Origin of the sequence: Erythrobacter alti, from assembly GCF_037996805.1 — a bacterium.
Taxonomy (GTDB): Bacteria; Pseudomonadota; Alphaproteobacteria; order Sphingomonadales; family Sphingomonadaceae; genus Alteraurantiacibacter; species Alteraurantiacibacter alti.
This window is the reverse complement of the sequence record NZ_JBBNAX010000002.1, coordinates 181,311-194,986: the sequence shown is the minus strand read 5'-3', so window position 1 is coordinate 194,986 and position 13,676 is coordinate 181,311. Positions and strand designations below refer to the sequence as shown.

Sequence of the window (13,676 nt, the reverse complement as noted above, 5' to 3'; positions counted from 1 at the left end):
ACTTAGCCCAGCAACATCGCGTGCATCAGGCGACCTTCGATGATGAAGGCCCAGATCCCCGGGATCATCAGTGCGCCCAGATAAAGACTGACGATTTCATTGCGATGACCCTTGATATCGCCGCGCCGCGCCTTGGCGATGATCAGATAGGCAGCGCGCAAGGTTATCGGCACGAAGATATGGATCCAGGTGAGTTGCATTCCATCGCGGATGAAAAGAGTTGAAAGCGCCGTGATGACCATCAGCGCGACCCACAACTTGCCGAGTTGTTTGTGCATCGCGGTCCCCTTTGGCGCCAGCAGGAGGTACAGGCCGAGCGGCACACAAGGTAGTACAGTCGCAACATGAAACATGATTACGAAGTGTCTCAGGTGGGGCAGTTCGCCAGATAATCCCAGCGCGGCGCGGGTTATCGCCAGCATACAGATGGCGGTCATCGCAGTACCTGCCACGATCACCAGACCGCGAATGAATGGCCCGAGATCGAGCGCACCCGCTGGGCGGTGATAAGGATTGAAGAATTGCAGCGGGTTGGCGGTTGAGGCGGTCATGAGTTACTCCCTTGTCGGTGGATGAGCCCATGTCTGACGCACTCCCGTCCGCCCGCAACGTGCCTTGCGTGGCCGGGTCTACTCCTTCGCGAAAGCGCCGGATTTACGGGTGATTGCCACTTTACGAAGCGCCAACGGGCGCTAAGCTCGTCCCTCAATGAGCAATCCTGCCCAACCACGGCGCAATGAAAAGCTGCGCCAATTGCTGATCGACCTGGCGATCATGACGGGCATTGGCGTGGTGCTGGCGCTGATCGGTCCCTTCGGCAGCTTCGCCGATCCCATAGGCGTTCGGCTCGTGGTGTGGCTCGGTTTCGCTTACATCGGATATGCAGTGTATTCGCCGATTGACGGGTTGGCGCGGCGCCTTGCCCCGCAACTGGACCTGCCCGAATGGGGCTTGCAGGTCGCCGGATGCATGATTGCTTCTGTTCCCATGGCGGTCGCTGTCTACCTGCTGCCGCGCATTCCGGGTCCAATCGTCTTGCCAAACCTCACTTGGGCGGTGACGCATTATTTCTACGTCCTGATGGTGGGAGGCATCATCACCTTGCTGTTTGCAATCTTGCCCCGATCGCGGGCAGTTCAGCTGCAAGCTGCTCCCGTGGCCAGAAATGCAACAGGCACCGCACCCTCCGGTTCCGCCAGCGCCAGCTTTCTGGACCGCCTGCCGCCGGAGCTAGGCAGCGATTTGCTCGCGCTCGAAATGGAAGACCACTATGTCCGCGCGCATACGGCGCTGGGCAGCGATCTCGTGCTGATGCGGATGCGCGATGCAGTGGCGGAAGTGGGCGATCTGGAGGGCGCACAGGTCCATCGCAGCTGGTGGGTCGCGCGCGGTGCGGTGGCCGATGTAAAGCGCGAAGGTCGCAATGTGCGGCTGGTTCTCGAAAACGGACTGGAAGCACCGGTCAGCCGCGCCAATGTCACGCCACTGAAGGACGCGGGCTGGTTCTAGCTGCGGGCGGCGCGGAAGCGCAGACGCACCGCTGCGAACAAGGCAAGGCCGAGCAGCAGGAAGAACAGCGTAAGCCCGGCGATGTTGATTGCCATTTGTCCCGGCTCCAGCACGGTGGCGTCGACGAAGGGGTAGGGATAGATGCCTGAAGCCGCCCCGCGCACCAGCGCATAGACGCAGTAGAGCGTGGGCCAGATCATCACGAAAAGCGTGTCGCGCCAGCGCAAGGCCTGAGTGGGCGCAAAAGCGATGAACCACGCCACGGACAAGGCCGGTACCGCGGTATGGACACCTTGGTCAGCGACGATCTCGAGGCCGACCTGCACGTAGAGATGCGCCAGCAGCGCATGGTAGACCAGGCCAACTCCGGCAATCGCCGCCACGCTGGCCAGCAACATGCGCGGCGACACCGCCCGGCCGATTGCAATGGTGGCGAAGACTACTGCGACCAGCAAATTTGTCAGGATCGTAAAGTATCGCGCAAGGATCCAGATGCCCTCGATGACCGACCCGCCGCTGCGCAGGTTCAGCGCAAGCTGGAGCAACACGCTGCCTACTGCGATCAGCACGATGAGCCCGGCAAGAAGGCGCGCCGGCCCTGCGTAATTGTGGTTTGCGATCATGCTTCTCCCTCTCATGTCAGTCGCCCTGTCGACGCGCGTTCAGGTCAAAAAAGACCCCCGGCAGTGAACTGCTCGGGGGTCTTCCAGCGACCCGAATTGCTTGGGGGGCAAGCTCTCCGGGGTTGGCCGTCAAAGGCGTTTGACTCAGTCGTTATTTTGCATAACGTACATCGAATCGATCTGCGTCCATTACCTTCGTCCATGCTCGAATAAAAGTATCGAGGAATCGATTTTCCCCACCATTTTCGGCGAAGACTTCGGAAATCGCGCGGAGCTGCGAATTGGAGCCGAAGACAAGGTCGGTGCGGGTTGCACGCCACTTTTCTTCGCCGCTGCTGCGGTCCCTGCCGATGAACTCTTCATCACCGCTTTCATCGACCACTTCCCAGACAACGCCCATTTCGAGCAAATTGACGAAGAAGTCGTTGGAAAGCGTGCCCGGACGATCGGTGAGAACGCCGATCTTCGAGCCGTGATCGGCATGTTCGCTGACCGCGCCAAGCGCCCGCATCCCGCCGACCAGAGCGGTCATTTCGGGAATCGACAGGCCCAGAAGATGCGCCCGGTCGATGAGCATGTCCTCTGTCTTTACCGAAGCCTTGGTCCGCAAGTAATTGCGGAAGCCGTCGGCGAAGGGTTCGAGCGGTTCGAAGCTCTCGACATCCGTCTGTTCCTGGCTCGCATCGCCGCGACCGGTGGTGACATCGACCTTGACCGAATGGCCGCCATCGCTGGCCGCTTTCTCGATTGCAGCCGCGCCGGCCAGTACGATGGCATCGGCCATCGAAAGATTGCCGCGTAGCTCGTCCAGCTTGGACAGGACCTTGCCCAGCTCGGCCGGATCATTGACTTCCCAATCCTTCTGCGGGGCAAGCCGCACGCGCGCACCATTGGCACCTCCGCGATGGTCCGAATTGCGATAGGTCGAGGCCGAAGCCCAAGCCGCTTTCACCAGCTCGCTTACCGTCAGGCCGCTATCCAGCACTGCCGATTTGAACGATGACACATCGCTGTCCGACGGGGTGCTGCCGGCCGGAACAGGATCTTGCCAGATCAGGTCTTCGGCTGGAACTTCCGGCCCCTGATAGCGGACCTTGGGCCCCATATCGCGGTGCGTCAGCTTGAACCATGCACGGGCAAAGGCATCGTCGAGCGCCGCCTGGTCGTCGCGGAAGCGTTCGGAAATCTTGCGATAGTCCGGGTCACGCTTCAGCGCCATGTCGGCGGTGGTCATCATCGTTGGCACCTTCTTGGAAGGATCGCGCGCGTCGGGCGCCATGTCTTCAGGGTCCGGGTTGATCGGCTGCCACTGGTTTGCGCCCGCTGGGCTTTGCACCAGTTCGTAGTCATATTTGAACAGCAGGCGGAAGTAGTCGCCGCCCCACTGTGTCGGGTTGTTGGTCCACGCGCCCTCGATGCCCGAGGTAGTGATGTGACCCTTGCCGATTTCTTCGGGATCGGTCAGCCAGCCAAAGCCCATGGTGTGAAGGTTCTCGCCTTCGGGGGCCTTGCCGAAGGTATCGGATGGCTTGGCGCCATGCGCCTTGCCGAAAGCGTGACCGCCCGCGGTGAGAGCGACGGTTTCCTCGTCATTCATGGCCATGCGGGCGAAGGTTTCCTTCATGTCGCGGGCCATGCCCTCGGCATCATGCGGATTGCCGCCCGGACCTTCGGGATTGACGTAGATCAGGCCCATCTGGATCGCAGCGAGCGGGTTTTCGAGAGCCTTGCCTTCATCGGGAATGATGCGGGTTTCGACGCCTTCATCGACCCATTGTTCCTCGCTGCCCCAATAGACGGTTTCGGGTTCGAACACGTCGGCACGTCCGCCGCCAAAGCCGAACACTGGGCCGCCCATGCTTTCGATGGCGACATTGCCGGTGAGGATGAACAGGTCGGCCCAGCTGATGTTCTTGCCGTATTTCTGCTTGATCGGCCACAGGAGGCGGCGCGCCTTGTCGAGGTTGCCATTGTCGGGCCAGCTGTTGAGCGGAGCAAAGCGCTGCTGACCGCTCGAGGAGCCGCCGCGCCCGTCGCCGGTGCGATAGGTGCCCGCAGCGTGCCACGCCATGCGGATGAAGAACGGACCGTAATGGCCGTAATCGGCCGGCCACCACGGCTGGCTGTCGGTCATAAGCGCGGTCAGGTCTGCCTTGAGCGCGTTGTAATCAATGGTGTTGAACGCTTCGACATAGTCGAAATCCTCGCCCAGCGGATCTGGCGACTTGCCGCCTTCCTTGAGGATTTCCAGATTGAGGCTATCGGGCCACCAGTCGCGATTGGTCCGGCCCAGGAGCGAACGGGTTCCGCTCTCGCTGTTGAAGGGGCAACCGCCTGAAATTGAACCTGTCTCGGCGTCCATTGGAAATTCCTCTCTGCATTGTCTACGTGACGAACGAGTCGTCGATGGCGAGAGGATGCGTCTTTCCCGGTAATTCGTCAAATCGATTAGTTGGCAATCATTGATCGGAATTGCCGTTTACTCGGCGGGCAGTTTCACCATTGCGACCAGATGCGAAAAGCCCGCACCCGGAATGGCCGGATGCGGGCTTTGAATGTCAGCCTGGGGCGGGCTCAGGCAGCGTGTGCGATCTCGTCGCTGGCTTCGGTACGAATCAGGTAATCGAATGCCGAGAGCGCGGCTTTCGATCCGGCTCCCATGGCCACCACGATCTGCTTGTAGGGCACTGTCGTGCAATCGCCTGCCGCGAAAACGCCGGGCAGATTGGTCTTGCCGTGCGTATCGATCACGATCTCGCCATGCTTGCTCAATTCGAGCGCGCTGTCGGCGAGCCATTCGGTGTTGGGCACAAGCCCGATCTGCACGAACACGCCTTCGAGCGCGATATCGTGTTCGCTTTCGTCGGCGCGATCCTTGTAGGTCAGGCCCGAAACGCGCTCGCCATCGCCGGTGATCTGCGTGGTCTGGGCGTTTACGAGTATATCGACATTGGCGAGGCTTTCGAGCTTGTCGACCAGCACCTTGTCGGCGCGCAATGCCGTGTCGAATTCGATCACGGTGACATGGCCGACGATGCCCGCAAGGTCGATCGCCGCCTCGACGCCGGAATTGCCGCCACCGACCACGGCCACGCGCTTGCCCTTGAACAGTGGCCCGTCGCAATGGGGGCAATAGGCCACGCCCTTGTTGCGGTAGTCCTGCTCGCCCGGAACGCCGAGCGCACGCCAGCGCGCACCTGTCGAAAGGATCAGCGCGCGCGCCTTGAGCACCGCGCCGTTGTCCAGCTCGATCTGGTGCAAGCCGCCGGGCTGATCGGCGGGGATCAGCTTGCTGGAGGTGGCGAGGTTCATCAGGTCGATCGAATCCTGCGCGGCGACCTGCCGGCCCAGATCGGCGGTAAGGCGCGGACCTTCGGTGTATTCGGTGCCGGGGAGGTTCTCGATCCCCAACGTATCGTTCAACTGGCCGCCGAAACGTTCGGCCGCGATGCCGGTGCGGATGCCCTTGCGCGCGGTATAGATCGCCGAAGCGACGCCACCGGGGCCACCGCCCACGACCAGCACTTCGAACGGATCTTTCGCCGCCAGCTTTTCAGCGGCCTTGGCGCCTGCTCCCGTGTCGACTTTCGCCAGCACTTCCTCGAGCGTCATCTTGCCGTTGTAGAAGCTCTCGCCGTTGAGGAAGGTTGCGGGCACGGCCATCACGCCGCGTGCATCGACTTCATCCTGGAAAGTGCCGCCTTCGATCAGCGTGGCAGTGATGCGCGGGTTTTCCAGCGCCATCAGAGTGAGCGCCTGCACGACGTCGGGGCAATTGTGGCAGCTCAGCGAGAAATACATCTCGAAAGCGAAATCGCCTTCAAGCGCGCGAACCTGTTCGAGCACCTCGTCCGAGACCTTTGGCGGGTGACCACCAGCCCACAGCAATGCGAGCACCAGTGACGTGAATTCATGCCCCATCGGCAGTCCGGCAAAACGCACCCAGCGCGTCGCGTCCGAAGCGCGGCGCACGATGAAGCTGGGGCGGCGCGCATCGTCGCCATCGAAGCTGGCGGTGACCTTGTCCGACTGCGCGGCGATCACTTCGAGCAATTCGCGCGTCTCGTCCGACTTCTTGCCATCACCAAGCGATGCGACGAGCTCGATCGGCTCACGCAGATTGCCGAGGTAAGTGGAAAGCTGATCTTTCAGGTTCTGGTCGAGCATGGGTCAAATCCTGTGAAGGGGAGCGTAAAAGGCCCGGAGCGGGGGGAGGGGGGATTGCTCCGGGCCTTCGTGCGACCCGAGCTGAAAGCCCGGGTAAAGAACTGCGCGCCTCTAAAAGGGGGAGGAGTGCGCGCAGCCCAATCTTGCCGGATCGGCTCAGATCTTGCCGACGAGGTCGAGCGAAGGAGCCAGCGTATCGCTGCCTTCTTCCCACGCGGCGGGGCAGACCTGGCCCGGGTTGTTGCGGACATACTGCGCGGCGCGGATCTTGCGCACCAGTTCGTTCGCATTGCGGCCAACGCCTTCGCAGGTCTGTTCAACCAGCTGGATCACGCCATCGGGATCGACCACGAAAGTCGCACGATCGGCGAGGCCAACACCTTCACGAAGCACATCGAAATTGCGTGCCAGCACGTGGTTCTGGTCGCCCAGGAACGGGAAGTTCAGCTTGCCGATCTTCTCGCTGGTGTCGTGCCATGCCTTGTGGCTGAAGTGCGTGTCGGTCGAGACGCCGTACACTTCGACGCCGAGCTTCTGCAGCATGTCATAATGTTCGCCGAGGTCTTCGAGTTCGGTCGGGCAGACGAAAGTGAAGTCGGCCGGATAGAAGAAGAAGATCGACCACTTGCCCTTCACGTCTTCGTCGGTGACGTCGAAGAAATCCTTGCCGGCCTGGAAGGCGGTGGCGGTGAATGGTTTGATCTGGCTACCGATAATACCCATGGGTGTACTCCGTTGTTCGGGTTGAAACTGGTAGGTGCCAGATAGGCATTGCTGCGCTGCACAAAAGCGAATTGGTGCGATGGCGCTCATCGAAATTATCAATCACAGAATTGGAACTTTCGTGATGGGGCGCCTTTCGCTCCTTACGTGCAAGCTCACCACGGCTCAATAATTTACTATTGCGAAGCGTTAGCAATTAAGCAATGGAGCTATCCGCACACCCACCCAGCAAGGAAAGCTCACTTTATGCGCAAGATTATCCTCTCCGCCGCCATGGCCGGCACCGCCCTCACTCTCGCCGCCTGTGCGGAAACCGCCGACGACACGGTTGAGCCTACGGTCGAAGAGACCACGGCTGCCGACGATATGGTTGACGATGCCGCTGCGAGCAGCGTCCTTGATGCCAATTCCGCCACCGAAGAACAGCTTGCGGCTGTTGCCGGTGTATCGCCCGAACTCGCCGCCGCGATCGTCGCCGGCCAGCCCTTCGCCAGCGTCACCGGCCTTCGCACGGTCCTCGTCGAAAATCTCGGCGAGACACAGGCTGCAAAGGTGCTTGTGAACGTCTTCGTCCCGGTCAACCTCAACACCGCCAGCAGCGAAGAAATCGAACTGATCCCCGGCATGACCGACCGCATGGTTCACGAATTCGAGGAATATCGCCCCTACGCGGATATGGCCGAATTCGACCGCGAAATCGGCAAGTATGTCGACGAGGAAGAAGTCGCGCGCTTGCGCAACTACGTCACTCTCTGACGTTGTTGTAACCAGACCCTTAGCAATTCGACGGCGGCCAGCACTCCGATATGGATGTAGGCCGTCGTCGGATCGAAGGCGGTGAGTGCCCAGTGCACGAAGGTCAGGATGGCCGCCGGATAGACAAGCCGATGTAGCCGCTTCCATGCCTGTTTGAGTGCACGGACCGAGATATCATTCGACGTCACAACCAGCGGCAGGAACAGCGCCAGCGCCAGCCAACCTGTCAACAATTCCGCAGACCCCGTTTCCGACCAAACCTCGGCAAGTGAGGTCTGGTCGGCAAGATAGATCACCGTGTGTCCGGCAGCATAAGCGAAGCTGGCCACGCCCAGGTCGCGCCTGTGCCGCAGCAGCCAGATTGCCAGCGCAGCCTTGCGAAACAGCAGGCGAAACGGCGTGACGGCAAGCGTCAGCATCAGCAGCCATGCCGCCCAGTCACCGCTATCGCCAATGGCATGGCCAAAGCCGTATTGGTCCGGAGTGGCGGCCCAGCGATAAAGGATCCAAACGCCCGGCAAGGCGAGGATCAGCCACAGCAGTGGACGCTTGCCGAGCTTTGACTTCACCCGAAAATCGCTCCGCGCCGGATTAGCCGCATTGCGCGCGGTGGAGCAGTTTCTGGTCGGCCAGTACCAGCGCCATCATCGCTTCGACCACCGGCACGCCGCGAATGCCGACGCACGGATCATGGCGGCCCTTGGTGCGGATCTCGGTCGCCTCGCCTTCGCTGGTGATCGTATCGACGGGCGTGAGGATCGAACTGGTCGGCTTGAACGCCACGCGGCAGGTGACCGGCTGTCCGGTAGAGATGCCCCCCGCAATTCCGCCCGCATGATTGGCAGCAAATTCCGGACCGTCCGCGCCCGGCGACATGGGATCGGCATTTTCCTCGCCCGATAGCCGCGCGGCAGCAAACCCGTCTCCGATTTCGACGCCTTTCACGGCGTTGATGCTGACCATGGCGGCGGCCAGTTCGCTGTCCAGCTTGGCGTAGACCGGCGCGCCCCATCCGGCAGGCACTCCGGTTGCGGAACACGCCACGCTCGCGCCGAGCGATGAACCGGCCTTGCGGGTCTGGTCGATCACGTCCTCCCACGCCGCAGCCGCTTCGGCATCGGGGCAGAAGAAGGCGTTTTCGCGGATCTGGCTCGCATCGAAGCGGGCATAGTCGATCGCGTGCTCGCCGATCGCCTCGGTAAATCCGGTGATCTGCACCTCGGGGATTACCAGCCGCGCAACCGCGCCCGCTGCCACCCGAGCAGCAGTCTCGCGCGCCGAAGAACGCCCGCCGCCGCGATAGTCGCGGAAGCCGTATTTCGCGTCGTAAGTGTAATCCGCATGGCCGGGGCGATAGGCCTTGGCGACTTCCGAATAATCCTTGCTGCGCTGGTCTGTGTTCTCGATGATCAGGCTGATCGGCGTGCCGGTTGTCCTGCCTTCGAACACGCCCGAAAGGATGCGCACCTCGTCCGCCTCGCGACGTTGGGTGGTGAAGCGGTTCTGCCCCGGCTTGCGCGCATCGAGGAAGGGCTGGATGTGATCCTCAGAGAGCGAAATTCCGGGCGGGCATCCGTCCACGACCACGCCCAGTGCAGGGCCGTGGCTTTCTCCCCAGGTGGTGAAGCGAAAAACGCGTCCGAATGTGTTCCAGCTCATGCCGACGCTCTACGGCGAAACTTGCGCCCGTGTCGAGTATCTGTCGCGCGTCTGCCCCGCGGTTCGCAACTTTCCTACGTCGCCCGGCGACTTCAAACGAGGGGAATGCCCGTCAATCCCTCCCCAACGCCCGGTAAAAGCGCGAAAATCGGCGAGCTCTCTTTTCCTGCTTCAGGACAGTGCTCCATGTGCTCCACATTAGCCGCATATATGCGCAAAACACGACGAATAGGCTGGCAATTGCCTTTGCCAACGGGCAGGAACAAAACATGATTGCAAAGCTGACAGGGCGGTTGGACGAAACCGGCGAGGATTGGGCGGTGCTCGATGTGCAGGGCGTGGGCTATCTGGTCCATTGCTCGACCAAGACGCTGACCGCTCTGGGCGGGACGGGCGATGACTGCACGCTCTACACAGACCTGCAGGTGAGCGAGAACGACATGCGCCTGCTCGGTTTTGCCGATGCTTCGGAGCGCGACTGGTTCCGCCTTTTGACGCAGGTGCAGGGCGTGGGCAGCAAGGTCGCGCTGGCGATCCTCTCGGCATTGTCGGCGGGCGAGTTGCGCGATGCCTGTGCGGGCGGCGATGCCGCCTCCGTGGCGCGCGCGCAGGGTGTCGGACCAAAGCTGGCCGGGCGCATTGTCAACGAATTGGAGGACAAGGCGGGCGCCATGCCGGGCGTGTCATTTGGCGGAGCGGCGGGCGGGGCAGCGATTTCTCACGCCGGCGGGGCGAGCGCCGACGCGGTCAGCGCCCTGCAGAACCTCGGCTTCAAGCCTGCAGTGGCCGCGCAGGCCGTGGCGCGGGCGCAAGAGGAATTGGGCGAAGGCGCGGGCGAGGGTGATCTCATTCGCGTGGCGCTCAAGAAGGCGGCTGGTTAGGAGAATGACGATGTTGAAATTGCTCTTGTCGGCACTCATCGGATTACTTGTCGCCACACCCTTGGCGGCGCAGGATTTTTCCGCCTTTCGCGAAGGCCCGGTGTTCACCGACTTCGGCGCAGTTGTCGAAGTCGATTTCGACCAACCCCTTCCCGCTGACGTGCATTTCCGTCATTCCTACGATGTCGCAAAAGCCGCAGGCGAGGATGGAACGAACCGCGGAATCGAATCTGCGGCCCGCTTCGTCAACATGATGGCGCTCCACGGCGTGCCACGCGAAAACGTGGAGGTCGCCGTCGTAGTCCACGGTGCAGCCAGCCTCGACCTGCTTGGCCGCGAAGCCTTCGCCGCGCGTTTTGACGGGCGCGAAAACCTGACCGCCGCCGCGCTTTCCGAAATGATGGAACAGGGCATCACGATCTACCTCTGCGGCCAGAGCGCCGCCGCACACGGCATTGACAAGGCCGATCTCGTGCCCGGAGTGCAGATGGCGATCTCCGCGATGACTGCGCACGCGCTGCTGCAGCAGCAGGGCTATACGGTGAACCCGTTTTGACCGAACAGCCCATCCATACTCCCGACCGCCAGCCGGAAGATCCGGATGCGGCGCTGCGCCCGAAGTCGCTCACCGAATTTATCGGGCAGGAAGCGGCGCGTGATAACCTTCGCGTGTTCATCGAGGCGGCGCGTGGGCGCAAAGAGGCGATGGACCATGTGCTGTTTTTCGGTCCTCCCGGCCTCGGCAAGACGACGCTCGCGCAGATCGTTGCCAAGGAGCTGGGCGTGGGCTTTCGCGCCACCTCCGGTCCGGTGATCGCCAAGGCGGGCGATCTTGCCGCGCTGCTCACCAATCTCGAGCCGAATGACGTGCTGTTCATCGACGAGATTCACCGGCTCAATCCGGTGGTCGAGGAAGTGCTTTATCCGGCGATGGAGGACCGCGCGCTCGATATCATCATCGGCGAGGGGCCGTCGGCGCGCAGCGTGCGGATCGACTTGCCGCCCTTCACGCTGGTCGGTGCGACCACGCGGCAGGGGCTGCTCACCACGCCGCTGCGTGACCGTTTCGGCATCCCCGTGCGGCTGGTGTTCTACACGCAGGACGAGCTGACCGAAGTCGTCACCCGCGGTGCGCGGCTGCTCGGCATGCCTGTCGCGCCTTCGGGGGCGGGCGAGATTGCGCGGCGTTCGCGGGGCACCCCGCGCGTGGCCGGACGGCTGCTGCGCCGGGTGCGCGATTTCGCGCAGGTGAAGGGTGCCGGCGAGGTTACCGATGCGATTGCGGACGAAGCGCTGACGCGGCTGGAGATCGATTCGCTTGGGCTCGATGCGATGGATCGGCGCTATCTCACCATGATCGCGACCACCTACAAGGGCGGCCCGGTGGGCGTCGAAACGCTCGCTGCAGGCCTCGCCGAACCGCGCGATACGGTGGAGGATGTGATCGAACCTTACCTCATCCAGCTCGGCCTGATCGCCCGCACCGCGCGCGGTCGCTGCCTCAATGATGGCGGATGGGATCACCTCGGCATGTCGCCTCCCTCGACGCCCCAGGGCGGATTGTTCGACAGCGAAAAATAGCGCGCTAGCGACGATTTACGTCAGCAAACACCGGCCATTCGGTTCCATTGTGGGACACACCGGTGCCAGGCCGCAGATTCGTGCCATTTTTTTGCGCTCCGGCAGGCGAAATCATGGTTAATGCAATTGCCCCGAAAGGGTTTGCGCTGCTTCTTGTCAGGACGTGGGAAAGGCCGTCGATGCCATTGCGGGTATTGCAGGTCGATCTCACCGTAACTGAAAGAGATCACGCATGTCGGTACGCATGGCCATTGCGAAACTCACCGCCGCCGCCGCTGGCGGTGCCATCATCGGCGGGGGTGCCGTTCACGTTGCCGAACCGCAGACTTCTGCCGTTCGCTACAAGTCCGATGAACAGGCAGACCCCGAACTGATCGACGTGAAGACGGAAACACCGACCGCACGTCGCGAGATCCCCTTGCGTCCGCAGCGCCGCCTGCGCCGCACGATCGAGCGCGAGTGCTGTGAGATTGAAGAGGATTACGAACTGGCAGGCGTGGCCCTGCCGCTTCCCCCGCTGCCCAGCGCACCCGTGCGCAGCAGCGGCGGCGGACAGCCCATCGTCATCGGCGGATCGGGCGGTATCGGCGGGTTTGGCGGCGGCTTCTTCGGCGGCTTCTTCGGCGGCGGCAGCGGAGGCGGCAGCGCCAGCGCGGTAGTCGACATGAGCACGACCACCACGACTGGCGGCGAAGGCACGAGCGGCGATATCATTATCGACATCGATAATTCCTCGACCGGTTCTTCCACGTCGACATCCAGCTCGGGCGGTTCGACCTCAACGTCGGGTGGCTCTACTTCTACTTCGGGTGGCTCGACGTCGACTTCGGGAGATGTCAGCAGCTCTTCGGGCAATGTAACGAGCACATCTTCGAGCGGCGAATTCACCAGTACGACGGGTGGAATCACCAGCACCACCTCGTCCTCGACCGGCGGTGTGACCAGCACGACCTCGTCTTCGACGGGCGGTGTTTCCAGCACAACCGGCGGCGTAACCAGCACGACCGGCGGGGTCACAAGCACTTCCTCGTCCTCCGGCAATGTCACGTCCTCGACATCGGGCTCCAGCTCGTCCTCGACTTCATCGAGCACCAGTTCTTCTGGCGGTGGAAGCACCAGCACTTCGACCAGCGGCGGAACGTCGGGCACTTCGGGTACATCCGGAACAAGCGGAACTTCGGGTACCACGACTTCTACAGGCGGGATCACCAGCACGGGCGGCTCGACTACTTCCACGACCAGCGGAGGTATCACCTCGACCACCACCACGGGCGGCGTGACGAGCACGACGAGCGGTGGCAACACCACCTCGACCACGACGAGCGGAACGACCACCTCGACCGGCGGTTCGACCACGACTGGTGGCAGCACGACTACTACCAGTGGCGGATCGACGAGTGGCACGACGAGCACGAGCGGCACCACCACGACCTCGACCAGCACGGGCGGAGTGAGCACGACTACCGGAGGTGTAACCACCACCACAGGCGGCGTGACTTCGACCACGTCGAGCTCGGGCGATGTGTCGACCTCGACCAGTTCGTCCAGCTCGACTTCGACCAGTTCCTCGACCTCCAGCTCGACCTCGACCAGCACCAGCGGTGCGACAACCAGCGGGATGACCACGACGAGCACGTCTTCGGGTACGCCGGTTCCGGCTCCGGGTATGTTGCTGCTGTTCGGCGCAGGCGCGGGTGCGGTGTTCCTTCGCCGCCGGCGCGGCGACAAGGAAGGCGCACGCTCGCGAGCAGCCTGACGCAGTCCTAAAGGGAAATTC

14 protein-coding genes are annotated in these 13,676 nt (G+C 62.3%); 6 read left to right on the top strand and 8 right to left on the bottom strand.

What is annotated here, in order from left to right:
- Positions 1-2: 2 nt before the first annotated feature.
- Entirely contained in the window at positions 3-551 is a 549-nt protein-coding gene (locus AAC850_RS04400; protein WP_340587406.1) for a DUF2306 domain-containing protein, read from the bottom strand.
- 157 nt (positions 552-708) lie between these two features.
- On the opposite strand from AAC850_RS04400, the gene AAC850_RS04395 reads away from it, so the two are divergent.
- The gene (locus AAC850_RS04395; RefSeq protein WP_340587405.1) at positions 709-1,509 is read left to right on the top strand and encodes a LytTR family DNA-binding domain-containing protein; all 801 of its coding nucleotides are present in this window, start codon (positions 709-711) and stop codon (positions 1,507-1,509) included.
- Here AAC850_RS04395 and AAC850_RS04390 read toward each other — a convergent pair.
- The 4 genes from AAC850_RS04390 to ahpC form a co-directional block, all read right to left on the bottom strand.
- Positions 1,506-2,132, bottom strand: a complete 627-nt coding sequence (locus AAC850_RS04390) for a Pr6Pr family membrane protein (protein ID WP_340587404.1) — start codon at positions 2,130-2,132, stop codon at positions 1,506-1,508. The genes AAC850_RS04395 and AAC850_RS04390 overlap by 4 nt on opposite strands.
- Positions 2,133-2,283: 151 nt before the next feature.
- Positions 2,284-4,494 (bottom strand): catalase/peroxidase HPI, encoded by a 2,211-nt coding sequence (gene katG / locus AAC850_RS04385; protein ID WP_340587403.1) that lies wholly within the window; start codon positions 4,492-4,494, stop codon positions 2,284-2,286.
- 212 nt (positions 4,495-4,706) lie between these two features.
- Entirely contained in the window at positions 4,707-6,299 is a 1,593-nt protein-coding gene (ahpF, locus tag AAC850_RS04380; RefSeq protein WP_340587402.1) for an alkyl hydroperoxide reductase subunit F, read from the bottom strand.
- A 156-nt stretch (positions 6,300-6,455) separates the two neighbouring features.
- Entirely contained in the window at positions 6,456-7,022 is a 567-nt protein-coding gene (gene ahpC / locus AAC850_RS04375) for an alkyl hydroperoxide reductase subunit C (protein WP_340587401.1), read from the bottom strand.
- Between the two features lie 246 nt (positions 7,023-7,268).
- Between ahpC and AAC850_RS04370 the strand changes: the two genes are divergently transcribed.
- Complete coding sequence (locus AAC850_RS04370; protein WP_340587400.1) at positions 7,269-7,778, top strand: hypothetical protein; 510 nt, start codon at positions 7,269-7,271, stop codon at positions 7,776-7,778.
- Here AAC850_RS04370 and AAC850_RS04365 read toward each other — a convergent pair.
- Both AAC850_RS04365 and aroC read right to left on the bottom strand, forming a co-directional pair.
- Positions 7,763-8,347 (bottom strand): protein-methionine-sulfoxide reductase heme-binding subunit MsrQ, encoded by a 585-nt coding sequence (locus AAC850_RS04365; protein WP_340587399.1) that lies wholly within the window; start codon positions 8,345-8,347, stop codon positions 7,763-7,765. The genes AAC850_RS04370 and AAC850_RS04365 overlap by 16 nt on opposite strands.
- 22 nt (positions 8,348-8,369) lie before the next feature.
- Positions 8,370-9,437 (bottom strand): chorismate synthase, encoded by a 1,068-nt coding sequence (gene aroC / locus AAC850_RS04360; protein ID WP_340587398.1) that lies wholly within the window; start codon positions 9,435-9,437, stop codon positions 8,370-8,372.
- A gap of 269 nt (positions 9,438-9,706) precedes the next feature.
- Here aroC and ruvA point away from each other — a divergent pair, with 269 nt between their 5' ends.
- From ruvA to ruvB, 3 genes are read left to right on the top strand one after another with little or no spacing between them, the layout of a single operon-like run.
- Entirely contained in the window at positions 9,707-10,318 is a 612-nt protein-coding gene (gene ruvA / locus AAC850_RS04355; RefSeq protein ID WP_340587397.1) for a Holliday junction branch migration protein RuvA, read from the top strand.
- A gap of 10 nt (positions 10,319-10,328) precedes the next feature.
- Positions 10,329-10,874 carry a DsrE family protein gene (locus tag AAC850_RS04350; protein WP_340587396.1) on the top strand — a complete coding sequence of 182 codons (546 nt, stop codon included), beginning with the start codon at positions 10,329-10,331 and terminating at the stop codon, positions 10,872-10,874.
- Positions 10,871-11,899: a Holliday junction branch migration DNA helicase RuvB gene (gene ruvB, locus AAC850_RS04345; RefSeq protein ID WP_340587395.1), complete on the top strand. Its 1,029-nt coding sequence runs from the start codon at positions 10,871-10,873 to the stop codon at positions 11,897-11,899. Before AAC850_RS04350 ends, ruvB begins: the two co-directional genes overlap by 4 nt.
- A gap of 480 nt (positions 11,900-12,379) precedes the next feature.
- Here ruvB and AAC850_RS04340 read toward each other — a convergent pair whose 3' ends face one another.
- Entirely contained in the window at positions 12,380-13,525 is a 1,146-nt protein-coding gene (locus AAC850_RS04340) for a hypothetical protein (RefSeq protein ID WP_340587394.1), read from the bottom strand.
- On the opposite strand from AAC850_RS04340, the gene AAC850_RS04335 reads away from it, so the two are divergent.
- Positions 13,518-13,655, top strand: coding sequence for a PEP-CTERM sorting domain-containing protein (locus tag AAC850_RS04335; RefSeq protein ID WP_340587393.1), 138 nt, complete (start codon positions 13,518-13,520; stop codon positions 13,653-13,655). The two genes, AAC850_RS04340 and AAC850_RS04335, sit on opposite strands and share 8 nt — an antisense overlap.
- The last annotated feature ends 21 nt before the right edge of the window (positions 13,656-13,676 follow it).